Origin of the sequence: Streptomyces pactum, assembly GCF_016031615.1 — a bacterium.
In the GTDB taxonomy this organism is placed as follows: domain Bacteria; phylum Actinomycetota; class Actinomycetes; order Streptomycetales; family Streptomycetaceae; genus Streptomyces; species Streptomyces pactus.
In genome coordinates this window covers 3,104,757-3,131,629 of record NZ_JACYXC010000001.1, presented here as the reverse complement: position 1 = coordinate 3,131,629, position 26,873 = coordinate 3,104,757, and the positions used below count along the sequence as shown (strand labels likewise).

Below are 26,873 nucleotides of genomic sequence, written 5' to 3'. Positions count from 1 at the left end.
GATGGCTGTCGCGGACGCGGACCCGGGCCGGACCCCGGGCACCGCCGACCTGGTGGTGACCGGCATCGGGACGGTGCTGCCGCCCGAGGGGCACCGGCACGGGGACGAGTGGTTCGACTACCGGGGCGAGCTGGGCCCCTCCGGCTACAAGTACGTGCCGCAGTCCTCGCGGTACGCGCTGGGCGCGGCCAAGCGGGCGCTGGCCGACGCCCGGCTGGAGCCGGACGAGGCGGCCGGCCGGGAGTGCGGGGTGGCGCTCGCCTCCAACAACTGCGCCTCACAGATGCACGGCGAGACCGACCGGGCGGTGCTCGGCCGGGGCCTGAACGGGCTGCGGCCGACCAGTGCCCCGTTCTTCTCGGTGAACCTCTTCCTCAGCCGGCTCGCCATCGAGCACGGGCTCAAGGGCTTCAGCCTGGCGCTGCACACCCCGCGGGTGGCCGGGCTGGAGGCGATCGAGAGCGGGGCGCGCGCGGTGGCGCTGGGCCGGGCCTCCTGGCTGGTGGCCGGGGTCACCGAGGGGCCGCTGGACGCAACCGAGCCGGAGGCGGACCGCTCCGAGGACGGCTCGGTGGTGCTCACCATGGAGCCCGCGGGCCGGGCGGCCGGCCGCGGCGGCCGGGAGTACGGGCGGGTGCGCGCCCGCTCCTTCTTCCTCTCCCCGGTGGCGGCCGCGCGGGACGGCGCGGACGCGGCGCGGCGGCTGCTCACCGGGGCGCTGGCGGGCACCGTGCACGGTGACCCGGCGGCCGGGACCGGGCGGGTGCGGCTGGTCGCCGACGCCTCCCCGGTGGCGGACGCGGTCGCCGCGGCGCTCGCCGGGCACGGGACGGTGGAGCGGACCGAGGCCGGGCCCGGCGCGCTGGGCGCGGTGGTTCAGGTGGCGGACGCGCTGCGCGGCCCGGCCGGCACCACCCTGGTGGTCGCCGCGACCGGCACCGGCAACGTGGCCGTCACCCGGGTGGTGGCCGCCGGCTGAGCACCGCGCGGGGCCCCGGGTGCCGGGCCCCGCGTCCGGGTGTTCCACCGGGTCGCCCCCCGCGCGGGTGGCGGGCGGAACGACGACGAGGGCGGGGACCTCCCTTCGAAGGGAGGTCCCCGCCCTCGCGTGTGTCACCGTGTCTGTCATCGCGCCGGCCACCGTGCCGCGCCGCTCCCCGCGCCGGTCGGGCCACCGCGGCGTGCCGGCGCGGCCGGCGGACGCGACCGTGGGGGCGGCCGGCCGGAACCGGACGCCCCCACGGCGGTGTCTCACAGGTCGAACTCGGTGCGGAACTCGCGCATCAGGTTGATGAACCCGAGAATCTGCTCGTCCGTGTGCGTGGCGTTGAGGATGAGGCGGAGGGTGGCGTGATTCCGCCGGGCCGCCGGGAACAGGTACACCGGAACCCGGTAACCGCGCTCCAGGAAGGCGTCCCGGATGGCCATGCCCTTGGACTCCGGGCCGACATCGATCGACGTCATGATGGACGGCGTCGGATTGAGCTGGAATCCCTCCTCCGACAGCATCCCCCGGAAATCGGCGACCTTGCTCAGGTAGTTGTCGATGATCTCCGGCTCGTTCTCGGTGAGCAGCCGCATGGAATAGGCGGCGGTGGCCGCGGTGGGCGGCTGCACCTGCGCGGTGAACACCGATGCCATACCCAGGGCTTCCATCGCCCAGATCGCGTCGCTGGGGCCGGCGATCATACCGCCCTCCAGGCCGACCGACTTCTTCAGCGACACCATGATGAACGTGGAGCGGAGCATGCCCGCGTACTCCTGGGCGAAGGGCCGGTGCGGCGCTCCGTAGACCAGGAAGCCATTGGCGTCATCGACGTAGGACAGTGCGCCGTACTTCTCGCAGACGTCCACGATCTCGTGCATCGGGGCGACCGAGCCGTCGATCGAGTACACACTTTCGAAAACCACGACGACACGCTTGCCCTGGAGCTTCTTGAGGATCGACTCCAGGTGCGCGACGTTGTTGTGCCGGAAGGAGAACAGCTGCTTGCCGTATTCCAGCTTCTCGGCGGCCTTCCACAGGCTCCAGTGGTTGTCGCGGTCGAACACGAACACCACGTCGGTGAAGTCGATGGCCATGTCCTCGGCCCACACCTGCCGGTTCGACATGGCGTGGATGAAGCCGACGTTGGCCACCATTCCGGTGGCGTAGCTGATGGCCCGCTCCTTGCCCAGGATGCGGCAGAGCTCGTCCTCCATGTCCATGTGCGGGCGGGTCACGCCCTGGCTGATCCGGGCGCCGCCGGTGGCCAGGCCGTAGGTCCGCGCCGCGTCCACGAAGGTGTCCATCACATCGGGGCGGCTGTGCAGGTTCAGGAAGTTCACGGGCGCGAAATTCACCAGGTTCCGGCCGTCCATGCGGACCTCCGGGATACCCGACATGCCCTCGGTGAAGGGAACCTTGTTCAGCCCGAACCTGCGCATTCCCTGGGCGAACTGGCTGAAGTCCCACTTCAGGCTGTCCCCGTAGCGCAGCAGTTCGTCGGCCTGCTCGTCACCGAGCTGCTCCAGCAGCCGGAGAAGTCGGGCGAGTCGCTCGTTGTCGCGCTCGTCGGCCTCGGCGCTCACCGTAAAGGGCGAGTCGTCCGCATCGACAAGGGCGGCGGTGGTCAGGGCGTTTCCGTTAACAGGCTCGGACACGCCGTCCGTGCGCAGCGCCATGGTCTGCGACTCCCCGGTTGCGTCGATTGTCATGGGTCCTAACCTTCGTGGTCGTCCGGTTCGATCGAAGCTATAGGCGCATGCGGCAAGCGCCCGGAATGGCGGGCCAGATTGGCAAGTTGATGCCCGAACCGGACGCCGCTCAATACGTAGCGTCAATATGCCGCTACACAGGGTCATGATCGGTTGTTCGGGCTGGCAGTTGGTTGTACCGGAGTGGTGGGGGGCAGCCCGGCGGCCGTAACGTCTGGCGCATTATGAGAACGCGGCTGCCAATCGGGGGAGTTTGAGGTGCCAGAACCTCACGAGCTCGGCAAGGGACGCAGGGTCGTACTGACCGGCCTGGGTGCTGTCTCCAGTATCGGTATCGGTGTCGAGGAATTCCTCGCCGGGCTGCGCGCCGGGCGCAGCGGAGTGCGGCCGATTTCGCTGTACGACACCGAGGGATTCGACTACGCGAATGGCTGCGAAGTCGTCGGTTTCGAGCCCGAGCGGCACATCGAGAACCTCGATGTGAACTCCCTGGGCCGGGCCACGCAGTTCTCCGTCGCCGCGGCCCGGATGGCGGTGGCCGACGCCGGACTGACCGCCGCCGAACTGGACGCCGGCCGCTGCCTGGTGTCGGTCGGCACCACCGACGGCGAGTCCCACGACCTGGACCGCCTGGTGGAGACCGAGGTGCGGCAGGGCCCCGAGCACATGGACGCGGTCGCCGCCCGCCGGGTTCCGGCCGGCCACCTGTCCACCGCGGTGGCCCGCGAGTTCCGGCTCACCCGGGCCGAGGCGGTCACCGTTCCCACCGCGTGCGCGGCCGGCAACTACGCCATCGGCTACGGCCTGGACGCCATCCGCATCGGTGAGGCCGACATCGCGCTGTGCGGCGGCGCCGACGCGGTGTGCCGCAAGACCTTCACCGGCTTCTACCGGCTGGGCACCATCGCCCCGGAGAAGTGCCAGCCCTTCGACGTGGACCGCAAGGGCATCCTCACCGGCGAGGGCGCGGGCATCCTGGTGCTGGAGTCGCTGGACTCGGCGCTCGCCCGCGGCGCCCGGATCTACGCCGAGGTGCTCGGCTACGGCCTCAACTGCGACGCCTACCACCAGGTCGCCCCGTTCGGGGAGAGCGTCGCCGACTGCATGCGGCTGGCCCTGGACGACGCCGGCGTCAAGCCCGAGGAGGTGGACTTCATCTCCGCGCACGGCACCGGCACCAAGGCCAACGACACCACCGAGGTCGGCGCCATCCGCTCGGTGTTCGGCGACGCGGTGCCCCGCACCATCTCGATGAAGTCGATGCTCGGGCACGCCATGGGGGCCGCCAGCGCGCTGGCCGCCATCGGCTGCGCACTGGCCATCAAGGAAGGCTTCATCCCGCCGACCATCAACCACGTGGAGACCGACCCCGAGTGCGCGGTCGATTGCGTGCCCAACCAGGCGGTCGAGGCCGATCTGCGCATCGTGCAGAACAACGGCCTCGCCTTCGGCGGCAACAACTCCGTGGTCATCTTCGGGAGCTACCAGTGAGCAGCAGCACCGCGCCCACCATCACGGCCTGGGCGGCCGTGTCGCCCTTCGGGATCGGCCGGAAGGTCTTCCGCGACGGCCTGCTGGCCGACGCCCCGGCGGCCCCCGGCGAGCCGGCCGGCCCGGACGCCGGCGCGTTCACCGTGCCCGGCTTCGACGCCCGCGAGGTGCTGGGCAAGAAGGGGACCCGTTCCATGGACCGGGTCACCGCGCTGGCCGCGGCCACCGTCGGCGAGCTGCTCCGCACCACCCCGGGCCTGGCCGACGAGGCCGGCCCGCACCCGCGGCGGGCCATCGTGCTGGGCACCACCACCGGCAGCGCCCAGAGCATGATGGACTTCACCCGCAGCTCGCTCACCGAGGCCCGCCCCTACCTGGTGGACCCGGCGCGCTTCCCCAACACGGTGATGAACTGCGCGGCCGGCGCCTGCGCCATCCGCTACCAGCTCAAGGGCCCCAACGCCACCATCGGCGGCGGCCGGGCGGCAGGGCTGCACGCGCTGAACTACGCCCGCCGGCTGCACCGCACCGGCCGCGCCGGCTCGGTGCTGTGCGGCGGCGCCGAGGAGTACACCGCCGCCCGCGCCTGGCTCCAGCACCACGCCCGCCCGGACGGCGACGAGCGCGCGGTGCTCGGCGAGGGCTGCGCGATGGTCTTCATCGAGCCGGCCGGCGCCGGCGGCGACGAGCGTCCCGGCCTGGCCGAGGTCCTCGCCGTGGAGTTCGGCGTGCACGACGACCAGGCGGGCCCCGCCGAGGTGCTCGCCGGCTGTGTGCGCCGCGCCCTGGAGGCCGCGGACGCCGCCCCGGACCAGGTGTGGGCGGTGGCCCCCGGCGGTGCCGCCGGCCCGCTGGGCGAGGGGGAGCGCGCCGGGCTCGCCCAGGCGCTGGGCGGCGCCGCGCCGCGCCGGGTGACCTGCGCCCCGCTGATCGGCGACACCTCGGCCGCGGCCGCCTCCTTCCAGCTGGTCTCGCTGCTCGCGCTCGCCGAGTCCGACCCGGCCGCGGCCGGCCGGCTCGCCCTGGTCACCGCGGTGGACCCCGGTGGCACGGTCGGCTGCGCGGTGCTGCGGATGCTGGGCACCGGCCCGGCCGCCTGACGCACCGGGACCCGGCGGCGGCCGGCCCGCGGCAGGCGTGCCGCCGGCCCGTCGGCCGGCACGCACCACCCCCTGGGACACCTCAGCACGACCCGGCGCCGGACATCCCGGCGCCGGGGGCACCACCCGCCGCACCGACGGGGTGCGGCACCACCCGAAGTACCGATGAGAGGACACCACAGATGGCGGCAACGCTGGAGAAGGAAGAGCTGCGCAAGGTCGTCGCGGAGGCGCTCGACGTGCCGGCCGACAAGGTCACCGACACCGCGAACTTCACCGACGAGCTGGGCGTGGACTCCCTGATGTCGCTGGAGGTCATGGTCCAGGTGGAGGAGAACTACGGCGTCAAGCTCACCGAGGAGGAGCTGCGCTCGTTCGGCACCTTCCAGGACGTCTACGACCTGCTCCAGACCCGGCTGGGCTGATGGACACCCTGAGCACCGACCCGACGTGCCGCTCGGTGTTCGGCGAGGTCCAGCTCATCGCGGACGAGCCGGTGGACGGGCGGCCGGGGCGCAGCACCGCCACCGTCCACCTCGGCGCGGACGAGCCCGCGTTCGACGGCCACTACCCGGGGTTCCCGATCCTCCCGGGGGTGTGCCTCATCGAGTGCGCGCACCGCACCGCGGTGGCCTCGGCCCTGGCCTCGGCGCTGCCGGTGCCGCGGCTGGACGAGGTGGAGGCGGCGCGCTTCTTCGACCCGGTGTTCCCCGGGGACACGGTGACCGTCGAGGTCGAGTGGGAGCCGGCCGGCGACCGGTGGCGCTGCCGGGCGGCGCTGCGGTCCGAGCGCGGCCCCAGCGCCCGCGTACGGCTGGCCTACGAGTGGCAGGAGCAGGCATGACCGCGGTACCCGAGCCGGCCGACCTGCTGCCGCACAGGGCCACCATGCTGCTGGTGGACCGGGTGGTGGAGCTGGTGCCCGGCGAGCGCGCGGTGGTCACCAGGGCGGTGAGCCGGGACGAGCGCTGGTACCACCGGCCGGGCGTCGCCGAGGCGTCCGCGGAGCACCACGCCTACCCGCACGCGGTGCTGCTGGAGTCGTTCAACCAGGCGTGCGCGGTCCTGGTGATGGCGACCTGGCGGGGCGACGGGTGTGACGTGCTGCGCGCCGGGGTGCCGATGCTGGGCTCCTACACCGGGGTCCGGTTCGGCCGCCCGGTGCTGCCCGGGGAGACCCTGGAGCACCACGTCCGGATCAAGCAGACGCACGACGAGGCGATGATCCTCACCGGCGAGAGCCGGGTGGGGGACGAGGTGGTGCTCAGCGCCAGGCACGGCGTGGTGGTCCGCAGGCCCGCCGAGGTCCTGGCGGCCGACCCGCTTCCGTAGACCGACCGCCGGCCGGCGCACCCGAGCGGCCGGCCGGTACACCGGCGGCCGGCGGCACCGGTGAGCCGGGGCCCGCGCCCCGGGCGGCACGGCCGGCCGCCGGGCGCCCCGGCGGCCGGTGCCGGGGAACGGGGCCGGGGCGGCGGCCGCGGCCGGGCCCCACGCACAGCACCACGAGGGAGATCACATGTTCGTCCAAGAGCTTCTGCCCCGCCACCACGGCCAGGAACTGCACCGCATCCGCATCGAGGGGACCGCCGAGAGCGTGCTGAAGGCCGCCCGCGAGGTGACCTGGCGCGAGGTGCCCAACTCCCGGCGGCTGCTGGGCGTCAAGAAGGACCTGCTGGACACCGAGGTGCTCCCGGAGATCTGCCGGCAGATCGGGTTCCAGGAACTGCGCGCCGACGAGCGGGAGCTCACCTTCGGCACGGTGCTGTCGCTGCCGTTCGGCAAGCCGGTGCCGCTGGACCCGGGCAAGCCGCCGCTGGAGGCGTTCCGGGCCTTCGACACCAAGGGCCACGTGCGGATCGCCTGGAACTTCCACTACGCCGACGGCGAGCTGATCACGCACACCCGGACGGCGGCGACCAGCGGCGGGACCGGGGCGCTGTTCCGCCTCTACTGGCTTTTCGTCCGGCTGCCCAGCGGCTACACCCGCAAGGAATGGCTGCGCGCCATCAAGAAGCGTCACGAACAGGAACGGCACGCCTCATGACCGAGACCGTGGACGTGCATCAGACAGGTGGAGTGGAGATGACCGACAGCGCACCCGAGCAGTGGGACGCCATCGTCGTCGGCGCGGGGCTGGGCGGTCTGACCTCCGCGGCCTATCTCGCGGCGGCCGGACGGCGGGTCCTGCTGCTGGAGCAGCACGACATCGCCGGTGGCAACAGCCACGTCTTCCGGCGCCGCCGGGCGTACGAGTTCGACGTCGGCGTGCACTACGTCGGCGACTGCGGCGAGGACGGCATCGTGCCCGCCATCCTGGGCGGCCTGGGGGTGCGGGACCGGGTGCGGTTCCTGGAGCTGGACCCGGACTGCTTCGACAAGATCGAGCTGCCCGGCGGGGTCCGGGTGGACGTGCCGGCCGACTGGGCCGAGTACCGCGCCCGGCTGCGCAAGGCGCTGCCGGAGGACGCCGCGGGCCTGGACACCTTCTGCGACATCATCGAGGCGATGGGCGAGGAGCAGCGCAACACCCTGCTCGCGCCGGCCGGCGTCACGGTGCCGGAGATCATCGCCAGCACCCCGACCACCCAGGCGTGGGGCCGCAAGTCGCTGACCGAGCTGTTCGACCACTGCGAGCTGTCCCCCGGCGCCCGGACCGTGCTGGCGGCCCAGTCGCCGAACTACGGCGTGGGCCCGGACCAGGCGACCGTCTCCATCCACGCCATCGTCACCGACCACTACATCCGCGGCGCCTACTTCCCGGCCGGCGGCGGCCAGATGCTGGCGGCCACCCTGGTGGAGGTGCTGGAGGCCAACGGCGGCGAGCTGCGCACCCGCAGCCTGGTCAGCCGGATCAAGGTGGAGGACAAGAAGGTGCGCGGGGTGGTGCTGACCGACGGCACCGAGTACGACGCGCCGCTGGTGGTGTCCAACGCCGACTACCGGCGCACCGTGCTGGACCTGGTCGGCCCCGACCACCTGGGCAAGTCGATCATCCGCAACACCGAGAACGCGCAGATGGGCCTGCCGTTCGTCACCCTCTACGTGGCGCTGGACCGCAAGCTGGAGGACCGCAACGAGGCGAACGTCTGGTGGTACGACACCGACGACATCGACGCCTACTACCGGTCGCTGGCCGCCGGCGAGCAGCCCGACGAGGTGAAGTTCCTCTTCATCTCCTTCGGTTCGCTGAAGGACCCGACGAACCCGCACACCTGCCCGCCCGGCCACAGCAACTTCCAGCTGATGACGCTCTGCCCGCCGACCTACGCCCCCTGGGGGGTGGAGACCGGCCCGGCCGACGGCACCCGGTACCGGCGCCTGGAGGCGTACCAGGCGGAGAAGGAGCGCTTCACCGAGGCGATGCTCACCTCCGCCGAGCGGGTGCTGGGGCCCTTCCGGGACTCCATCGTCCACTGCGAGCTGGCCACCCCGCTCACCCAGGAGCGGTACACCCGCTCCACCGGCGGCACCCCGTTCGGGCTCGCCACCTGGGGACGGGCCGGCACCAAGCCGGACGCCGGCACCAGCGTCGAGGGGCTGTACATGGTGGGGCAGTCCACCCGGTACGGCAGCGGCATCACCGGGGTGATGGTCGGCGGCATCGCCGCCGCCGCGCAGATCCTGGGCCGCCCGCTGCTCAACGAGGTGCACAACGGCGCGGTGGTCGGCGACCCGTCGCTGCTGCCGGCGCGCGGTGAGGACTGGGACCCGGTGGTGGTCTCGCGCGGCCAGGCCCGCCGCACCGCCCGCGGCCTGGCCCGGATGGGCTGACCGCCGCCCGCGCCCGGTGCGGGCGGGGCGGGCCCGGGGTGCCACCACCCCCGGGCCGCCCGCCGGCCGGGCGCGCGCGCCGGACAGCCGTCGGAGGGGAGGACCGGGGCGGGACCCGGGCCTCCCCTCCTGCCGGTGACGCACCGGCGAGCCGAGGATGTGAGGGAGGCGCCAGGATGTGTACCAAGACCACGACCGGTCCGCGGGCCGGTACCGAGCGGGAGACGGCCCCGGACCGGGCGGCCGGGCCCGGCGAGCGGTGGCCGGGCCCCTGGGAGGAACCGGCAACGGAGGCGGACCACTTCGCCAGCCTGCTGGGCGTCTACGTCCGTTCGCTCACCATGGTCCGCGGCATGGACCAGGGCCACGCGGGCGGCTGCGGCTGAGGACGCCGGCGCACCGCGGCACCACGGGACGCGGCGGCACCGGCCGGCGGGGGGCTCTGCGGGGGGCTCGCGGCGGCACGGGGGCGCGGCCGGCGGGGGCTGGGCGGCGCGGTGACACCCGCGGCCGCCGGGGCGCGTGCCACGGCGGCCCGGTGGCCCGGTGGCGCGGCCGTACACGCGGTGGCGGATCCGCGTGCTGCCACGGCGGCCCGGTGGCGCGGCGGCCCGGCGGCACGGCCGAACACGCGGTCGCGGAGGCGCGGCGGGCGCGAATTCCGGCCGGGCGGTGCTTCTGTCGGCGGAAAAAGAACGGCGTTTCCGGGCCGCGTTCCGGATGGCGGCCCGGTGACAGCTTTCTGCCAGATCCCGGACCGGGTCTTGATCCATTCACGCGCTCCGGCTGGCGGCTGCCACGGCGGCCGTGCGGGCCATTGCCGGCGAGGCAGGTTGCTGACATTCCGGTACCCAGCAAAAGGGACAGACCAGTGCCCGTCGCTAGCATCGGCCGCATGACGCAAGAGGTATTGGTACTTGGTGCCGGAGTCATCGGACTGACCACCGCCGTCCGGCTCGCCGAGGCCGGACACAATGTGCGGGTGTGGGCCGAGTTGCTGCCGCTGGAGTCCACGTCCGCCGCGGCCAGCGGATTGTGGATGCCGGGATTCGGCGAGCGCGAGGAACGGTGGAGCCTCGCCAGTTTCGAGGAGTTCTCCAAGCTCTCCCGGAACTCCACGGAAACCGGTGTGCACCTGGAGCGCGGCCTCGCCGTCACCGACATCTGGGACGGGCCCCAGCCATGGCTGGAATTCATGCCCGAGGTCGAGGTGTGCCCGCAGGAGGAGCTGCCCGACGGCATGACCCTGGGCTGGTGGTCCACGGTTCCGATGATCGACATCCCCCGGTACCTCGCCCACCTGACCGACCGGCTCACCGCGGCCGGCGTCACCATCGAGCGCAAGCGGATCGAGAAGCTCACCGAGGCGACCGACGCCGCGCCGACCGTGGTCAACTGCACCGGCGTCGGGGCCCGTCACCTCGCCGGTGACGAGGGCGTGGAGCCCATCCGGGGCCAGCACGTCATCGTCCGCAACCCGGGCATCGACTACTGGTTCATGGAGGGCATCCAGACGCCCACCTGGACGGGCTTCTTCCCGCACCACGACAAGGTGCTGCTGGCCGGCGTCTCGCAGCAGGGCAACTGGAACCTGGAGCCGGACCCGGACGACGCCCGGGGCATCCTGGAGCGCTGCGCCAAGGCCGAGCCGCGGCTGAAGGACGCCGAGGTCCTGGGCTACAACGTGGGTCTGCGCGCGGGCCGGGAGACCGCCCGGCTGGACACCGAGACGCTCGGCGGCAGCCGCGTGATCCACGCCTACGGCCACGGCCCGTTCGGCGTCAGCCAGTCCTGGGGCACCGCGCACGACGTCGCGGAACTGGTCGCGCAGCCCGGCGAGTGACCCCACCGCGCGGCCCGGCCCGCCGCGGCACACCGCGCGGTGGCCGGGCCCGCGTCCTCCCCGAGGGTGAGGTGACGGCGCCGCACCTGAGTGGCGAGGCGGACGCGCCGCACCCCGTGTCCGCGCGGGAATCCGCGCGGATTTCAGAACCGTGAACGCGCGATCCGGTGATCGGACGATCCCGTGATGCAGAGAAACGGAGTGCAAATGTCCGCCGACACCCGGGGGAATCGGTCCCCGAAAGTCGTCATCGTCGGTACCGGCCTCGGGGGAATCGGTTTGGCCGTGCACCTCAAGCAGACCGGCATAAACAATCTGGTGATCCTTGAGCAGGGCCACGATGTCGGTGGCGTGTGGCGCGACAACAACTATCCCGGCGCGGCCTGCGACGTCCCCTCCACGCTCTACTCGTACAACTCGTTCAAGACCAAGCACAACTGGACCATGCGTTACTCGGGCCAGGCGGAAATCCAGTCCTACATCCGCGGGGTCGCGGAACAGTACGGGCTGATGGAGCATGTGCGGTTCCACTCCAAGGTCGTCTCCGCGACGTTCCGCGAGGAGACCGGCGACTGGTCGGTGATGACCGAGGCGGGCGAGGAGCACATCGCCGACGTCTTCATCCCCGCGGTCGGCACCCTGGCCCGCCCCAACCTGCCCTCCATACCGGGCCGGGACAACTTCCAGGGCCCCGCCTGGCACTCCTCGCGGTGGAACCACGACGTGCCGCTGGAGGGCAAGCGGGTCGCGGTGATCGGCACCGGGGCCAGCGCCCTGCAGTTCGTGCCGCACGTGCAGAAGCAGGCCGGGAAGCTCACGCTCTTCCAGCGCTCCGCGCCGTACATCATGCCGTACCACAACTTCAGCTACGAGGAGGGCCGGCACCGCATCAAGCGGGCCCGGCCGCTGATGAAGCTGGACCGCTTCCTGTTCTGGTACGTGATGGAGATCGGCCAGCAGTTCCTCACCCGCTGGCTGAAGGCCCGCTCGGTGGTGAAGTCGATGAGCCTGCGCCACCTGAAGAAGCAGGTCAAGGACCCGGTGCTGCGGGCCAAGCTCACCCCGGACTACGAATTCGGCTGCAAGCGCGTGCTGTTCAGCAGCAAGTACTACCCGGCGCTCACCCAGCCCAACGTCGAGGTGGTGACCGACCGCATCGAGGAGATCACCGCCAAGGGCGTGCGCACCGCCGACGGGGTGGAGCACGAGGTCGACGCGATCATCTACGGCACCGGTTTCAAGACCTTCGACATCTTCGGCCACATGAAGATCACCGGCGCCGGCGGCACGGTGCTGGCCGAGCAGTGGAAGGAGGGCGCGCACGCCTACCTGGGCATGGCGGTGCCCAACTTCCCCAACATGTTCGTGGTCTACGGCCCCAACACCGACCTGGGCAGCGGTTCGGTGCTCTTCATGCTGGAGAGCCAGTTCCCGTACATCAAGCAGGCGGTGGAGCGCATCCGTGAGCTGCCGGCCGGATCGTTCGTCTCCATCCGCCACGACGTGTGGAAGAAGTTCGACGACGAGATCCAGGGCCAGCTCGCCAAGTCGGTGTGGGTGAGCGGCTGCAGCAACTGGTACCGCAACGAGTACGGGCGCGTGGTGACCAACTGGTCGCAGCGTTCCTGGCGGTTCCGCCGCCGGGCCAGCCGCTTCGAGCTGGACAAGTACCAGGTCGGCACGGCCACCGCGCGGCAGGCGCCGGCCCGCGTCCCCGCGGAGGGGATCTCCTGATGGAGACGGCGCCGACCGCCGCGGCCGGCCCCGCCCCTCGGGCGGGGCTGCGCGAGTGGCTGGGCCTGGCCGTGCTGGCCCTGCCCACCATCCTGCTCTCCCTCGACGTCACGGTCCTCTACCTCGCGCTGCCGCACCTGGGCACCGACCTGAAGCCGTCCGGCACCGAGATCCTGTGGATCATCGACGTCTTCGGCTTCCTCATCGCCGGCTTCCTGATCACCATGGGCACCATCGGTGACCGGATCGGCCGCCGCCGGCTGCTAATGATCGGCGCCACCGGTTTCGCCGGTGCCTCGGTCATGGCGGCGTACTCGACCAGCCCGGAGATGCTGATCGTCAGCCGGGCGCTGCTCGGCGTGTTCGGCGCCACGCTGATGCCGTCCACGCTGTCGCTGATCAGCAACATGTTCCAGGACGCCAAGCAGCGGGCCACCGCGATCGGCATCTGGGCGGCCTGTTTCTCCTCCGGCATCGCCATCGGTCCGCTCATCGGCGGGCTGCTGCTGGAGTGGTTCTGGTGGGGCTCGGTCTTCCTGCTGGCGGTGCCGGTGATGGGCATCCTGCTGATCGCCGCCCCGGTGCTGCTGCCGGAGTACCGGGGCACCGCCCGGCACCGCATCGACCTGCTCAGCGTCGCGCTGTCGCTGGGCGCGGTGATCCCGGTGATCTGGGGCATCAAGGAGATGGCGGAGGACGGCACCGCCCCGCTGCCGGCGGTCGCCCTGGTGGGCGGCCTGGCGCTGGGCGTGGCGTTCGTGCTGCGGCAGCGGAGGCTCACCGAGCCGCTGCTGGACATCCGGATGTTCTCCGACCGGGGGTTCAGCGCCGCCCTGGTGGTGCTGCTCTTCGGCGTCGGCGTGGTGGGCGGGTGCTACCTGTTCATCTCCCAGTACCTCCAGCTGATCGAGGACCTGTCGCCGTTCAAGGCGGGGCTGTGGCTGCTGCCCTCGGCGGGCGCGATGATCGTCACCGCCGGCGCGGCACCGGAGCTGATCCGCTGGATACGTCCCGGGTACCTGCTCGGCGCGGGCCTGCTGATGTCGGCCGCCGGGTACTACATGCTCAGCCAGGTCGAGGCGGACGGCGGCCGCACCACCCTGGTGTGGGCCATGGTGGTGATGTTCGCCGGCCTGGGCCCGGTCTTCGCCCTCGGCACCGACCTGGTGGTGGGCGCCGCGCCGCCGGAGAAGTCCGGGTCGGCCGCCGCGATGTCGGAGACCAGCATGGAGTTCGGCATCTCGCTGGGCATCGCGGTGCTCGGCAGCATCGGCTCGGCGGTCTACCGCAACGAGATGGACGACACCATGCCGGCCGGGCTGCCCGAGGAGGCCGCCGAGGTCGCGGGCGACACCCTGCCCGGCGCGGTGGCCGTCGCCGAGGAACTGGGCCCGAAGGAGGCGGAGGCCCTGACCACCCCCGCCTTCGAGTCCTTCACCGAGGGGCTGTCCACCATCGCGGTGGTGTGCAGCGCCACGGTGCTGGTGCTGGCACTGCTCAGCTTCGCGCTGCTGCGGCGGGTGCGCACCGCGGCGCAGGTCGAGGCCGAGCGCACGGCGGCCGAGGCGGAGCCGACGGGCGCGTGAGCGCGTGCGCGCGCGCCGCGCGGTATGCGGATGCGTGTGACGCGTGCGGGCGTGTGTGACGCGCGGTCGCGGTGGGAGTGCGTACGGGTGAGAGCGCGTGCGCCCCGGAGCCCGGTTCCCTCGTGAGGGGACCGGGCTCCGGTCGTTCGACGCACCCCGGCGGACGGGGTGCGGGACGGACACGGTCCCTGACCGGCAGTTGGGGACGCGGCCCCGGCGGGGGCCGGGTGCGGACGGGGTACCGCCCGGTCGTGGGTCCGGGGCCCGGGGACGGCTGGCGGGAGCCCTCGGTGTGGGCCATCGGGGCTGCCTGGCGGATGCCGTCGGTACGGGCCGCCGGGGATTCCGGACCCGGGTTTTCCTGTCGCGTGCGGGCCGCCGCTGCGCGATGCTGGCCGCATGATCCTCGTGGACTATGCGGAGCGCATGAACCGGGCCACCCGCGCGGCGGCCGACGCCGGGCTGACCGGGCTGATCGTCACCCCGGGCCCGGACCTGACCCACCTCTGCGGGTACCTGCCCGTGCCCACCGAGCGGCTGACCGCACTGGTCCTGGTCCCCGGCCGTGCGCCCAGGCTGCTCGTACCCATCCTGGAACGGCCGGACGCCGAGGGCGCGGCCGGCACCTCTGCGGTGGAGGTGTCCGGCTGGTCGGACGGCAGCGACCCCTATCTCGCGCTCGCCGGACTGCTGCCGGGCGGCGGCCGGTTCGGCATCTCCGACAGCGCCTGGGCGATGCACCTGCTGGGCCTCCAGCGCACCCTGCCGGACACCACCTACAGCGCGTTCAGCGAGTCGCTGCCCATGCTCCGCGCCGTGAAGGACGCCGCCGAGGTGGAGCTGCTGGCCGCCGCCGGGGCCGCCGCCGACGCCACGTTCGAGAGGATCACCGAGGTGCGCTTCGCGGGGCGCCGGGAGCGGGAGGTCGCCGCCGACCTGCGTGACCTCCTCATCGAGCACGGCCACAGCCAGGTGGACTTCACCATCGTCGGCTCCGGCCCGAACGGGGCCAACCCGCACCACGAGGCCGGTGACCGGGTCATCGAGGACGGCGACATGGTGGTCCTGGACTTCGGGGGACTGAAGGACGGCTACGGCTCGGACACCACCCGGACCGTGCACGTGGGGGAGCCCACCGCGGAGGAGCGGAAGGTCCACGCGGTGGTACGGGAGGCCCAGCAGGCCGCGTTCGAGGCGGTACGCCCCGGGGCCGCGTGCCAGGACATCGACCGGGTCGCCCGCGCGGTGATCACCGAGGCCGGGTACGGGGAGTACTTCATCCACCGCACCGGCCACGGCATCGGCGTCACCACCCACGAACCGCCCTACCTGGTCGAGGGCGAACACCTGCCGCTGGTGCCGGGCATGTGCTTCTCCATCGAGCCGGGCATCTACCTGCCGGGCCGGTTCGGGGTCCGCATCGAGGACATCGTGACCTGCACCGAGACGGGCGGCCGGCGGCTGAACACCACCGACCGCGGCCTGCGCGTCGTCGCCTGACGGTCCGCCCGGGCGCCGGTGCGGCCGGCCGGACCGCCCGGCGTCCGCCCGTTCGGCGGTCGACCCCAGGCGTACGCCCGGTGTCCGCCCGTTCCGCGCGCCGCGCACCGGCGTACGCCCGTTCCCGCGCGCCGACCTCCCCGGGCCGGACCGCTCCGAGCCCTCCGAGCCGGTCCGCTCGGGTGAAGCTCAGGACATCCGCCGGGGGCGGGACGGCCGCCGGGCTCAGGAGGTCCGCCGAGGGCCAGGCCACCGGCCGGGCGACGGGTCCGAGCGGGACGCCGGGCGCCGAACCGGTGAAGGGCAGGGCGCCCGGTGGGGCACCGGGCGCCCGGCGGGGCTCAGGGCACCAGGACGACCTTGCCCATGGTGCCCCGGGACTCCAGGGCGCGGTGGGCCGCCGCCGCCTCGGCGAGCGGGAACGGGTGGACCGCGGGCACCAGGCGGCCGGCGGTCGCCTCGGCCAGGGCTTCCTCCTCCAGCTCCCGCAGCTTGGCCGGGTCGGTGAGCAGCGGGCGCCACTCGGGTCCGCCCAGGACCGGCCGGGAGACGATGCCGCGGACGGCCTGCTCCTCCTCGGTCAGTTCCAGCGGGGCCCCGGAGGACCAGCCGAGGACCAGGTGACGGCCGCCGCGGGCGAGCAGGTCCAGCGCACCCGTGGCGAGTTCACCGCCGACGGAGTCCAGCACGACGGTGCCCACCGGGCCGCCGAGGGCGGTCCGGGCGTGCTCCACCCAGCCGTCGGCGGAGTAGTCGAAGGCGTGGTCGGCGCCCAGCTCGCGGGCGCGCTCGGTCTTGGCCGGGCCGCCGGCCAGCGCGATCACGGTCGCCCCGATGCCCTTGGCGTACTGCACCAGCAGCGAGCCGATGCCACCGGCCGCCGCGGTCACCACCACCGTGTCGTCCCCGGTCAGTCCGGCGAAGCGCAGCATCGCCATGGTGGTGCGGCCGGTGCCGATCATGGCGATGGCGTGGTCCTCGCGCAGCGAGTCCGGGAGCGCGTGCAGCCGTTCGGCGGCGACCACCGCCTTCTCCGCGTAACCACCGGGTGCCATGCCCAGGTGGGCCACCACCCGCCGGCCCAGCCACGTCTCGTCCACCCCCTCGCCGACGGCCTCGACGGTGCCGGCGACCTCCCGGCCGGGGATGGTCGGCAGCGGCGGCGGCGGGTACGGGCCGTTGGGGTCGCCCAGCCGCAGCGTGGTGTCGAGCAGGTGGACCCCGGCCGCGGTGACCGCGACCCGTACCTGGCCGGGGGCCGGTTCGGGGTCGTCGACCTGCTCGTACACGAGGTTCTCGGCCGGGCCGAAGGCGTGGAGTCGGATGGCGTACACGGATCAGCTCCTGTTGGACGGTCGCCGCGGAAGGGCCCGCGGCGGGTGGCGATGTGGCGGGGGAAGGAGTGCGTGTGACGAGGCGGTGGTGCGGCGGTACGCGGTGGGGGGGGCCGCAGGGAGAGGGCGAGCGGGGCCCGCCCCCTCCGGGGGCCGCCCCGGCCGGGGGCCGGCTCGCGGCCCGCCGGCCCCGTAGGGGTCTCTCCGGTAGGGGCCCTCGGGACTGCCCGGAGTCCCCGGGTCAACTCTGGGCCCTCGAGTCCGCTCGGGTTCCCTGAGCCCACTCGGGGTCCCCTGAGTCCGCTAGGCGTCCCCTGAGCCCGCTCGGGGTCCCGAGGCGTCCCGGAGGTCGTGCCGGCCGCGGTACGTGCCGGGCCCGGATGTCCCGGATGCCTCGGGTACCCCGGTCCGGCCGGAGCCGGTCGGGGTCCGGCCGGGACCGGTCGTCAGCCGTACGGGCGGCCGGCCGCCGCGAGGCGTGGCCCGGTCGGCCGGTCACGGTCACGGGCCGGCCGGTCGACGGGGTGCCGGCCGGGTGCCGCGCGCCGCCGGGGCGCCCGGCGGGCCGGCGCCGGCTCCCCGCTGTGCGCCGGCTTTCCGGTCGGCGTGTGCCGGCGCGGGGCGGGGAGCCGGCGGATCATGGCCGTCCCCGCGGCGGGGCCGGACCGGGGGGCCGGTGCCGCGCTGCCGTCGTCATGCCCCCACCCTCCGATCTCAACTTTGGTTGAGGTCAAGGGGTGACCGGACGGGATGGGTGTGACGGCCCTCACCGAGCGCCAGCGTGCTCGCCTCCAGCGCGCTGGTGAACGACACCTCGCAGAGGATGCCCGGCGCCGCCACCTGGTCGCCCGCGAGGTAGACGCCGTCGCCCCGGCGCACCGCGGGCCGGTCCCGCCAGGTGGTACCCGGCAGGTCCAGTGCCCCGGTCCGCCCGGCGGCCAGCGCCGACCGGCGGAAGACCGTACGGTCCCGCCAGCCGGGGAAGGCCACGTCCAGCACCCGTTCGGCCCGTGCCTCGCCCGCGTCCTTCCGCTCGGTGGGCGCGATCGGCAGCTGCGCCTGGATCAGTTCCTCGCCGGCCGGGGCGAGGCTCCTGTCCTGGGCGGTGAAACGTTCCACCCAGGCCGGCAGGTCGAGGCCGGCGACGATGAACGGGTCGCCGCGCCGGGAACGCAGCGCCAGGTCCAGCAGTACGGTGCGGCCGCTCTCCCCGACCAGCGACGGGTCGTCGAGCAGCTTCCGGGCGGCGGCGAGTGAGGTGGCCACGATCACCGGGCCGTGGCCGGCCGGCAGCGCGTCGAGCGAGTCGATCCGGGTGGCCGTCTCGACACGGACGCCGAGCGCCCGGGCGTGCCGGGCCATCCGGTCGATGAACCCGCCCCAGCCGCCGCGCACATAGCGGGCCTCCGGCCGCAGCTTCACATTGCGGAGCAGCCGCTCCTGGACGAAGGCCGCGGACAACTGCCCGGCGTCGTGGTGGAAGAGGACGACCGCCAGGTAGTTCGCCGCCGCGCGCATCCCCTCCTCACCCACCCGGGAGGCCGCCCAGGTGGCGAAGTCCTGGTCCACCGGGGCGTCGCGGTGGCGGAGCAGCTTGAGGATGGCCAGTGGCGGGGTGCGGCGCAGCCCGCCCGCCTGGTGGAAGCGGAACCGGGTGCCCTCGCGCAGCGGGATCTTCGCCAGCGGGCCGATCAGGTCCCGGGCGGCCAGCCACGGCCAGTGCGGTCCGCCGACGTACAGGGCGTGCGGACCCTCATTGGTGCCGTACGGCCCGTCCGCGGTACGGGCACGGCCGCCCAGCGTGTGGTGGGCCTCGTACAAGGTCACCTCGGCGCCCGCCTCGGCGCAGGTGATGGCCGCGGTGAGACCGGCGAAACCGCCGCCGATCACGGTGATGTGCCGCATCTGCCGTTCCCTTTCTGCTCTCGTCACGCGGTGTGCCGCGGAGGGTGTCCGCGGGGCACCGCGGTTCTGCGGTGCTTGGTCGGGGTATCGGATGGTTGGTGGTCCTTCGTCGCGTTTCGCGGCGCGGTACGGATACGACGGACCGGGCGGCGGCGGATGTGACATCCCGGTGATGTCAGTGGCGTGGCTCACGATGGGAGGCGTGGTGACGGCCGTGGTGGCGGTGGCCGTGAGGACGGGAGTGACGGCGTGGGCGCAGGCACGGGCGGGACCGCGGGGCGGAAGGGCCGGGCGGGCGGCGAGGAGGAGGTGGTGCGGGCCCCTCGTCGGCCGGAGGTGGTGCTGCCGCCGCTCCGGCCGTTCGGCGACGGGCGGCTGGCGGCGGAGGGCGACTACGACGGGGTGGAGTTCGGCGACCTGGACCTCACCGCCGAGCGGGCGCCCGGGGCCCGGTTCCTGGACTGCGCGGTGCGGCGGTGCGCCTTCGACGAGGCGGTGCTCACCGGCGCCCGGTTCATCGACACCGTGCTGTCGGAGGTGCGCGGGGTGGGCACCGACCTGTCGTCGGCGACCCTGCGGGACGTGGAGGTCCGGGACGCCCGGCTGGGCGGGGCGCAGCTGCACGGCGCGGTGCTGGAGCGCGTCCTGGTGCGCGGCGGGAAGATCGATTACCTCAATCTGCGCGGTGCCCGGCTGCGTGACGTGGTCTTCGAGGACTGTGTGCTCGCGGAACCCGACTTCGGCGGGGCGAGGCTGGAGCGGGTGGCGTTCCTCGGTGGTGCGCTGCGCGGGGCGGACTTCGGCGGCGCGCGGCTGACGGAGGTGGACCTGCGGGCGGCCGGCGGACTGGAGATCACCCGGGGCCTGGAGGACCTGGCCGGAGCGGTGATCAGCCCTGAGCAGCTGTTCGACCTGGCCCCGGCGCTCGCCGCCCGCATCGGCCTCCGGGTGGCCCCGGCCTGACGGAGCGCCCGGGCCGGGGGCGGGGCCCGGAGCGGGATCCTCCGGGCGGGGACTCGGGTCCCGAGCCGGCCGCGCCCCGCGCGGGGGTGTGCACGTCCCGGGGCCGGGCCGGGTACGTCCCGGGGGCCGGGCACCTCCGGGGTCGGGTACCCGCGGGAATCGGGCACGCGCAGGGACCGGGCGCGCCCGCACACCGGGTACCCGTGGGGACCGGGGAATGCCCGCACACCGGGTACGCGCGCGGTCCGGACGCGTCCGTGGACCGAACTGACCGGCGTGTGGCGGGTGGGCCGGCCGCGTCCCGCGCACCGCGCCCGGCGCCCCGCCCCCCGGGCCCGGTGCGCGGGGCGGGGGAATGCGGCCCGGGCGGAGAAGAGCCACCGAACCGGCGCCGCCCGGACGCACGCAACGCCGGGACGGGCGGACGCGCGGCCCGGGGACCTGGGACCTGGGACCGCCGGAGCGGGTGCCGGCGGATGGAGGGGCACCGGACCGGTACCGGTGGACGGGGGCACCGGTACCGGTGGGCCGGGCGGCGACGGCTGGGCCGGGCGGACCGGGAGGCGCCCGGCCCGGTTCACCGGAAGGAGGCGACCGGCCGGAACCGCCGGGCAGGGATCGCCAGCCCGGGGCGCCGGAGCGGGACCCGGTGGTTGGAGGGGCACCGGGCCCGTACTCGATGGATGGGGGGCACCGGGCCCGGCTCACCGGACGGAGGCGACCGACCGGGCTCAGCCGGCCGGGACGCGACGGCCAGGCTGGGCGGACCGGTCGGGCTCACCGGACGGAGGCGACCGACCCGGCTCACCGGACGGCGGCGCCCGGCCCGGCCCGGCGGATGGGGGCGACCGGGCTCAGCAGACGGGGAGGTGCCGGGCGAAGAACCCGAGGAGCATGCCGCGGACCGTGCGGACGGAGTGGGACGGCTCGACCGTGCCGACCAGGCCCGCCCGGGCCCCGGCGGTCACCAGTCCGGCCCGCTGCAACTGGGGGACCAGGGCGGCGAGGTCGGTGAAGACCCAGTGCGCCGAACGGTCGAGCATCCGTCGGTGGGTGTGCCCGCCCGGATGGGCCGTCATGGCCGCCCACGAGGTCTCCAGCTCCCGCTGGCCCTCGAAGCCGTCGGTGCCCAGCAGCAGCAACGGCCGGTCCACCCCGTACCGCGCCACCGGGAACAGCTCGCCCGGCGTGCCGGGCGCCGGCGACGGGTGGTCCAGGAAGCCCTCCATGGTGACCGCCGCCCGGACGCGCCGGTCCCGGTACATCGCCTCGGCCGCGGTGGTGCCCCCGGCCGAGTGCCCGTAGCACCCGGTCCGCCGCAGGTCCAGCGCCCGCCCGAGGTGCCGTGGCGGGGTCCGGCGGTGCACGTCGGGGGTCCGTCCGGCGGCCAGCTCCGCCAGCCGGTCCAGGACGAACCGGGTGTCCGCGACCCGGGTCTCGATCATGGTGCGGAACATCTCCGGATCGGTCCGGGGGTCGTCCCGGAAGACGGTGGTGCGCACGGTGTCCCGGAACGCGGTGGCCGGGCCGGGGAACTCCACCACGACCGCGTCGCCGGGGTGGTCGATGGTCACCACCACGTACCCCCGGCTCGCCAGCTCCTCGGCGGCCGCGGTGCCCAGGGTGCGGGGATCGCCGCCGCCCGGGCTGTACAGCAGCACCGGCCGGCGTCCCGGCAGGGCCGGCGCGTCCGGGTGCGCGTGGGTGGCGGTGGCACCCCAGTCCACCCCGGCCTCCGGCAGCCCCGGGCGGAGGCGCCGGGCCAGCACCCCGAACACCACGGCGGCCTCCGGGGTCATCTGCGGCGCCACCGGGCGGTCGGTTGCCGGGCGGGCCGGGTAGAGCACCGTCACCATCACCTCCCGGACCGGGATCGACGGGTCCCAGGGGTCGCGCCGGGTGTGGTCCACCAGGTGGAGCGTGGCGATCCCGACCGGGTGCGGGCCGGTCGGGGCCGGCAGCCGCAACGTGACCCCGCCCGGTCCGCCCGTGGGAGCCGGACCGTCCCCCGGGGACCCGTCGGTCCGGTACGCCGTACGGTTCCCGGGGCTCGTGGCGTTCGAGGTCCCGTCCCCCGTGGTAGCCGCCGCGGCTGCCGCCGCCCCGCCGGCCGGCGGCAGTGCGCCCGCCAGTACGGCGGACGCGGCGACCACCACCGTCCGCCGCCCCACCGCCGTCGGCCGGTCCACCGCCGGAGCCGGTCCGTCCCGGCGACCGCCGTCCGCCGCCGGGGCGGCTTCGCCTGAGCCTGCCGGCCGCCCGGCCGCGGGCCGTTCCGCCCGCCCGGTCCCGCCGGACCGCCGTCCTTGTCCCCACTCCTCGCGCGCCATGACTCTCCTTCACGTGTCGGTGTCGATCTGCCGGAACAACCGGGCAGCGGCCCCCGCCCGCCCGTGGCGAACGACGGCAGCCCGCCCCTCGCCGGGCCCGGCGAGCACCCCGGTTCGCTCCACCGGCGGCCGGGCGCCGGAGGATGGCGGGAGGGCGTGTCCGCCATGCTGGCGACCGACGGGGAGGGGGACGATGGTTGAGGCGGAGGCCGAAAGGATGGCGCGGACCGGGGAAGCGGTGATCCGGATCCGCTTCACGGCCGCGGATCTCGCGCGGGTCCGGTTCGCCGCCCGGCCCGCGCCGTTGCAGGAGCTGAACACGGCCCTGCTGATGCTGGGCCGGCCGCGGGACGGGCTGCTGTTCGACCGCTGGCGGGGGCGGCTCCTCCGGGCGCTGCCGGAGTCCGCCCGGCCGTTCGGCGACCTGGTGCCCGCGGGCCAGGCGCCGGCGTTCCTGGACGTGTTCGACGAGGACCTGCGGGAGGGTCTCGCCACCCTCCGGGCCACGCCGCCGGACCTGGTCCGGGCCGAGACCGAGCGGGTCTACGCCCGGCACCCGGCGCCGCCGCCGCGCTGGCTCCGCGACCTGCACCGGGGTGATCCCGCCGCGTGGCGGCTCCTCGGCCGGGCCCAACTGGCCGCGTTCGACACGGTGCTGCGCCCGGTGTGGGACCAGGTGGCGGACCTGCACCGGGAGGAGTTCACCCGGCACGCGCTGACCGTCGCCGAGCACGGGGTGGGTGCCGCGCTCACCGGGCTGGTCCCCGGCGCCCGGTTCCACCGGGACGTGTGGGAGCTGCCCGGCCCGGACCTCCCGGACCACCAGGGCGGCGCCGGGCGGTCCGGGCGGGACGGCATCCGCCCCGGTGGCGGGGTGTCCGGCACGGCCGGGGCGGACCCGGGCGGAACCCGCCCCGGCGGCACGGGGACCGGTACGGCCGGCAGGCCGCCCGGCGGGCAGGCATGGGGTACGGCCGGCACGCCGCCCGGCCGGCAGGCGCCCGCCACGGGTGCGGCGGCCGGCCGCACGGCACCGCCGGCCGCGGGCGGGCCACGGGAGTTCACACTGGGCGGGCGCGGCCTGGTGCTGCTGCCCACCTTCCACTGGACCGGTGGCCCGCTGGTCGCGGAACCGCCCGGGCGCCCCCTGGTCGTGACCTACCCGGCCGGCCCCGGCCTGCCGCTCCGGCCGGGCGGTGCGGCCGACCCGGACCAGGCCCTCGCCGGGGTGCTCGGACGTACCCGGCTGGACATCCTGACCCTGCTCACCGAGGAACACACCACCGGCGGGCTGGCCCGCCGGCTCGGCGTCAGCAGCGCCACGGTCTCCGCCCACACCGCCGCGCTGCGCGGGGCCGGCCTGATCACCACCGTCCGCGCCGGGCGGGCCGTGGCCCACCGGCGCACCCGGCTGGGGACCCTGCTGGTCCGCCACCGCGACGCGACCACGGACGGCCGGGCGCCCGGCCGGACCCCATGACGCCGCCCGGCCGGCCCCCCTGACGCGCCCGCCGGACACCTCCCCGGCGACCTCGCGGCGCGCCGGGTCCGTCGCCGGCCGGGCCCGGTGGGACCGCCGGCGACCGCATCACCCGGCCGGTCAGCGGTCGCCGGCCGCCGGACCCGCTCCTAATAGACGCCCTCGATCACCTTCTCGTCGTCGAAGACGGCCACCGGGCCGACGTCGGCGACCGAGTCGCCCACGGCACCGGCCGGGGCCGGCACCCGTACCGCCAGGTCGCGTTCGAGGTTGTTGGGGAGCAGACAGGACCTGCTGACGTGGCTCATCACCACCTGCCCGCGCTCGCCGTACGCCACCGGGGTCCGGGACGCCGGGTCGGCCGGATCCACCACGGAGAAGGTGACGAAGGGGGTCTGCGGGTCGAAGACGCACAGCCCGTCGTCGGTGTCACCGGTGGTGGCCGCCCCGTCCGCCGACCCGTCACCGTCGGCGATCCGCTCGGTCGCGCCGCCCAGCATCATGGTGTTGCCGTAGGTGCCGTAGAGCTTGACCCCGGGGAACACCTCGCTGCGCAGCAGGTCGCGGGTGTCGGCCGTCATGTGCGCGCCGCCCCACATGATGCCCTGGACCTTCTCCCGGACCAGCTCGACCAGGTCGTCGTTCCGGGCCAGCCGCTCCAGCATCGGCGGGGTGGTCATCAGCACCCCGATGTCCTGGGTCCGCAGCACGTGCTCGGCCTGTTCGACCAGGTGGTCCACGTAGGCGTCCGCCTCCTGGCCGCGCCCGGCGGCGATCAGCCGCTTCACCCAGCGCGGGTCCATGTCGATGCGGAACATCATGCCGCCGTGCCGGGCCGCGGTGGTGCCCACCATCTCGCCGACCATGTGCGGCCCGCTCGGCGCGATGGCCAGCCAGTCCAGTCCGCGGGGTATGCCGAGCCGGTCGAGGTCCGCGCTCATGCCGTGGGTGAGGCGGTCCATCCACTCCCGGAAGCACACGATCCGCTTGGGGATCCCGGTGGTGCCGCCGCTCTCGAACACGCCGACGAGGTCCGGGGCGGGGCCGTACCCGCGCGGGATCAGGTCGCGCACCGGCACCTGGCGGAGTTCCCCGGTGACGTCGGGGAAGCGGCTGAGGTCGGCGACCGTCCGCACCTCCTTGACCGGGTCGAAGCCGAGCGACGCGGCCCGCGCCAGCCAGAACGGGGAGCCGGTCTCCGGGCCGAAGTGCCAGGCCATCGCGGCCTGGATGTACTCGTCCGGGTCGGGCCGGGTGCCGAACGGCACGTTCAGCACCTCGGGCGCGGCCACCGGGGCACCGGCGGCCGGGGGGCGGTGGGCGGATTCGGGCATGCGGGTTCTCCTCGCGGTCGTGGACGCGGCGGTGGGCGGCGCCCGGTGTTTTCCGGGGTGCGGTACGGCGGCGCACCGGCCCGGTGCCGGTACGGCCGCACCCGGCCGGCCCCGGCGGCGGACACCGGGCCGGCCGGGTGCGGGCGGCGGATCGGCGGCGGCCGGTGCGCGCGGTCGATCGGGTGTGCTCGGTCAGGCGTGGCCGATCGGGTGCGGCCGCTCGGGTGCGGTCGGTGTGCGCGGGCCGGTGCGCGCGGCGGGCGGGCCGGCGCCGGTACGGCTCAGCCGCGGATGACGGCCTTGGTGCGCATCAGGAACTCACCCAGATAGGCGTCGTGCGGGATGCCGGGCGCGATCCAGTGCGTGGGGTGGTCCCCGATGTACAGGTTCTTCACCGACACCTCGTCGAGCAGCGCGTCCAGCAGCTCCTCGTCCCGGGTGATCGCGGTGAGCACCAGGCTGTCCCGGAGCGCCGCGATCCCGTCCGCTCGGCTCCACGGCGCCACCCACACGCAGGGGAAGGGGAGTTCCACGGCGGCCTGCGGGGCGCGCGGGGAGTCGAGCTGGTGGACCGCGGGCCGGAGCACGGCGCTGCCGTCACCCAGCTCGGCGACCACCCCGCCGCCGGCCGGGCCGGTGCCGCTGCCGCCCAGCCACGCCCGGGTCCCGCCTGCCACGGCGTGCAGGTGCTTCTCCATGGCCCGCGCCACCTCCACCGGGTGCACCGGCAGCACCGCCCGCTCGTCCTCCGGGGGCAGGGTGGGCAGCTCGGCGAGCCGGTCGGCCAGCGCGCGGGCGAGCGGCGCCGGGTCGGCGCCCTCGACGAGCACCGTGGTGGCGTTGACGCAGGCGGTGCCGCCGTGCCGGGCGACGGAGTCCACCACGGTGTCCAGGTGGTCGCGCCAGTCGGAGTCCGCGGTGATGAGGATCTTGGACCGGCCCGGGCCGTTCGGCAGGACCCGCGGGTCCGTCGCGAACCGGTCGATGACCTCCTGCCCGCCGTAGACCATGCTGAGGTCCGCGGCCCGCAGCAGCTCGCCAGCCGCGTCGTGGTCGGTGGGCAGCAGTACCACCTGGTCGTTGCCGAACCCGGCCGCGCGCAGGGCGCTGATCAGCCGGTACGGGGTGAGCGGTTCACGGCGGGAAGGGCGCACCGCCACCCGGTAGCCGAGCGCCAGGGCCTCCAGCCACAGGGCGTGCACCGCCGGATGGTTGCCCGCCGCGTGCACCGCGAAGACGTCCCCGCGCCGCACCCACACCGCGGTGCCGGAGCGGGCGGCCGGGTCGCGCCAGTCGTTCACCGCGCCGACCGGGCGGGCGGCCTGCACGCTGCGGTACGCGCCGGTGGCGCTGAGCCGGATCGCCTCCACCGCAACGCGCGCGTTGGCCAGCGGGGTGCCGGAGAGCCGGCTGACGGTGGTGAGGTACTCCTCGGCCGCCATCCCCTCCACGGTGCCCGCCGCGAACAGCTCCCCGGCCCGGGCCAGCGCGGCCAGCCGCGTCTCCAGCGGCGGGGTGGCCGCCCGGTGCAGCGCGGCCATCGCCCGGGTGACGTAGAGCTTCGGCACCAGGCTCAGCTCACCCATCGGCCGGCCGGACACATCGCTCAGCGGGAGGCGGGCGCGGGTGCGGTAGGGGCCGCCGGGCCCCAGCGCGTCCAGCCGCAGCGCCGGGTCCGGCGCGGATCCGGCGGGCGCGCCGGACGGGGGCCGCGGGGTGTGCGGGGACCGGGGGTACGGGCGGGGGCGCGGTCTCGGCCATCAGTCGGGCTCCTTCGACGTCCGCCGCGCCGCGACGCCGGA

Annotated in this window: 21 protein-coding genes; 15 read left to right on the top strand and 6 right to left on the bottom strand. The window is 74.7% G+C overall.

Annotated features, from left to right (window positions below; all coding sequences use genetic code 11):
• The first annotated feature begins 1 nt into the window (after window position 1).
• Complete coding sequence (locus IHE55_RS12295) at window positions 2-979, top strand: beta-ketoacyl synthase N-terminal-like domain-containing protein (RefSeq protein WP_197989071.1); 978 nt, start codon at window positions 2-4, stop codon at window positions 977-979.
• A gap of 272 nt (window positions 980-1,251) precedes the next feature.
• Here IHE55_RS12295 and IHE55_RS12290 read toward each other — a convergent pair whose 3' ends face one another.
• Window positions 1,252-2,697 carry an aminotransferase class I/II-fold pyridoxal phosphate-dependent enzyme gene (locus IHE55_RS12290; RefSeq protein ID WP_197989070.1) on the bottom strand — a complete coding sequence of 482 codons (1,446 nt, stop codon included), beginning with the start codon at window positions 2,695-2,697 and terminating at the stop codon, window positions 1,252-1,254.
• A 258-nt stretch (window positions 2,698-2,955) separates the two neighbouring features.
• On the opposite strand from IHE55_RS12290, the gene IHE55_RS12285 reads away from it, so the two are divergent.
• The 12 genes from IHE55_RS12285 to IHE55_RS12230 all read left to right on the top strand — a co-directional run bounded on the left by IHE55_RS12285 (window position 2,956) and on the right by IHE55_RS12230 (window position 15,725).
• Window positions 2,956-4,188, top strand: a complete 1,233-nt coding sequence (locus IHE55_RS12285; RefSeq protein ID WP_197989069.1) for a beta-ketoacyl-[acyl-carrier-protein] synthase family protein — start codon at window positions 2,956-2,958, stop codon at window positions 4,186-4,188.
• A complete protein-coding gene (locus IHE55_RS12280) occupies window positions 4,185-5,288 on the top strand; it encodes a beta-ketoacyl synthase N-terminal-like domain-containing protein (protein WP_197989068.1) in 1,104 nt (367 codons plus the stop codon). Before IHE55_RS12285 ends, IHE55_RS12280 begins: the two co-directional genes overlap by 4 nt.
• A 182-nt stretch (window positions 5,289-5,470) precedes the next feature.
• Complete coding sequence (locus IHE55_RS12275) at window positions 5,471-5,713, top strand: acyl carrier protein (protein ID WP_197989067.1); 243 nt, start codon at window positions 5,471-5,473, stop codon at window positions 5,711-5,713.
• Window positions 5,713-6,132 (top strand): 3-hydroxyacyl-ACP dehydratase FabZ family protein, encoded by a 420-nt coding sequence (locus IHE55_RS12270; protein WP_197989066.1) that lies wholly within the window; start codon window positions 5,713-5,715, stop codon window positions 6,130-6,132. The genes IHE55_RS12275 and IHE55_RS12270 overlap by 1 nt, the downstream gene beginning before the upstream one ends.
• Window positions 6,129-6,620: a 3-hydroxyacyl-ACP dehydratase FabZ family protein gene (locus IHE55_RS12265; protein WP_197989065.1), complete on the top strand. Its 492-nt coding sequence runs from the start codon at window positions 6,129-6,131 to the stop codon at window positions 6,618-6,620. Before IHE55_RS12270 ends, IHE55_RS12265 begins: the two co-directional genes overlap by 4 nt.
• Before the next feature lie 187 nt (window positions 6,621-6,807).
• The gene (locus tag IHE55_RS12260) at window positions 6,808-7,335 is read left to right on the top strand and encodes a hypothetical protein (protein WP_197989064.1); all 528 of its coding nucleotides are present in this window, start codon (window positions 6,808-6,810) and stop codon (window positions 7,333-7,335) included.
• A 38-nt stretch (window positions 7,336-7,373) separates the two neighbouring features.
• On the top strand, window positions 7,374-9,062 hold the full coding sequence (locus IHE55_RS12255) for a phytoene desaturase family protein (protein ID WP_197989063.1): 1,689 nt from the start codon (window positions 7,374-7,376) through the stop codon (window positions 9,060-9,062).
• 176 nt (window positions 9,063-9,238) lie between these two features.
• Complete coding sequence (locus IHE55_RS12250) at window positions 9,239-9,448, top strand: hypothetical protein (protein WP_197989062.1); 210 nt, start codon at window positions 9,239-9,241, stop codon at window positions 9,446-9,448.
• Between the two features lie 509 nt (window positions 9,449-9,957).
• Entirely contained in the window at window positions 9,958-10,905 is a 948-nt protein-coding gene (locus IHE55_RS12245; RefSeq protein ID WP_197989061.1) for an FAD-dependent oxidoreductase, read from the top strand.
• A gap of 186 nt (window positions 10,906-11,091) precedes the next feature.
• Window positions 11,092-12,639 carry a flavin-containing monooxygenase gene (locus tag IHE55_RS12240; RefSeq protein WP_307826625.1) on the top strand — a complete coding sequence of 516 codons (1,548 nt, stop codon included), beginning with the start codon at window positions 11,092-11,094 and terminating at the stop codon, window positions 12,637-12,639.
• On the top strand, window positions 12,639-14,225 hold the full coding sequence (locus tag IHE55_RS12235; RefSeq protein WP_197989059.1) for an MFS transporter: 1,587 nt from the start codon (window positions 12,639-12,641) through the stop codon (window positions 14,223-14,225). The genes IHE55_RS12240 and IHE55_RS12235 overlap by 1 nt, the downstream gene beginning before the upstream one ends.
• Window positions 14,226-14,624: 399 nt before the next feature.
• Window positions 14,625-15,725, top strand: a complete 1,101-nt coding sequence (locus tag IHE55_RS12230) for an aminopeptidase P family protein (protein ID WP_197989058.1) — start codon at window positions 14,625-14,627, stop codon at window positions 15,723-15,725.
• A 341-nt stretch (window positions 15,726-16,066) separates the two neighbouring features.
• Here IHE55_RS12230 and IHE55_RS12225 read toward each other — a convergent pair whose 3' ends face one another.
• On the bottom strand, window positions 16,067-17,059 hold the full coding sequence (locus IHE55_RS12225; protein WP_197989057.1) for a zinc-binding dehydrogenase: 993 nt from the start codon (window positions 17,057-17,059) through the stop codon (window positions 16,067-16,069).
• A gap of 714 nt (window positions 17,060-17,773) precedes the next feature.
• Window positions 17,774-18,964 carry a phytoene desaturase family protein gene (locus tag IHE55_RS12220; protein ID WP_197989056.1) on the bottom strand — a complete coding sequence of 397 codons (1,191 nt, stop codon included), beginning with the start codon at window positions 18,962-18,964 and terminating at the stop codon, window positions 17,774-17,776.
• Between the two features lie 312 nt (window positions 18,965-19,276).
• Here IHE55_RS12220 and IHE55_RS12215 point away from each other — a divergent pair, with 312 nt between their 5' ends.
• Entirely contained in the window at window positions 19,277-19,927 is a 651-nt protein-coding gene (locus IHE55_RS12215; protein ID WP_197991955.1) for a pentapeptide repeat-containing protein, read from the top strand.
• Window positions 19,928-20,781: 854 nt separating this feature from the next.
• Here IHE55_RS12215 and IHE55_RS12210 read toward each other — a convergent pair.
• Window positions 20,782-21,837, bottom strand: coding sequence for an alpha/beta hydrolase family protein (locus tag IHE55_RS12210; RefSeq protein ID WP_307826624.1), 1,056 nt, complete (start codon window positions 21,835-21,837; stop codon window positions 20,782-20,784).
• A 613-nt stretch (window positions 21,838-22,450) separates the two neighbouring features.
• On the opposite strand from IHE55_RS12210, the gene IHE55_RS31145 reads away from it, so the two are divergent.
• The gene (locus IHE55_RS31145; protein ID WP_232265536.1) at window positions 22,451-23,737 is read left to right on the top strand and encodes a winged helix-turn-helix domain-containing protein; all 1,287 of its coding nucleotides are present in this window, start codon (window positions 22,451-22,453) and stop codon (window positions 23,735-23,737) included.
• Window positions 23,738-23,886: 149 nt separating this feature from the next.
• On the opposite strand, the gene IHE55_RS12200 is transcribed toward IHE55_RS31145, so the two are convergent.
• Both IHE55_RS12200 and IHE55_RS12195 read right to left on the bottom strand, forming a co-directional pair.
• Window positions 23,887-25,071 (bottom strand): phenylacetate--CoA ligase family protein, encoded by a 1,185-nt coding sequence (locus tag IHE55_RS12200; protein ID WP_197989054.1) that lies wholly within the window; start codon window positions 25,069-25,071, stop codon window positions 23,887-23,889.
• A 281-nt stretch (window positions 25,072-25,352) separates the two neighbouring features.
• Window positions 25,353-26,657, bottom strand: a complete 1,305-nt coding sequence (locus IHE55_RS12195; protein ID WP_232265535.1) for an aldehyde dehydrogenase family protein — start codon at window positions 26,655-26,657, stop codon at window positions 25,353-25,355.
• Window positions 26,658-26,873 lie beyond the last annotated feature (216 nt).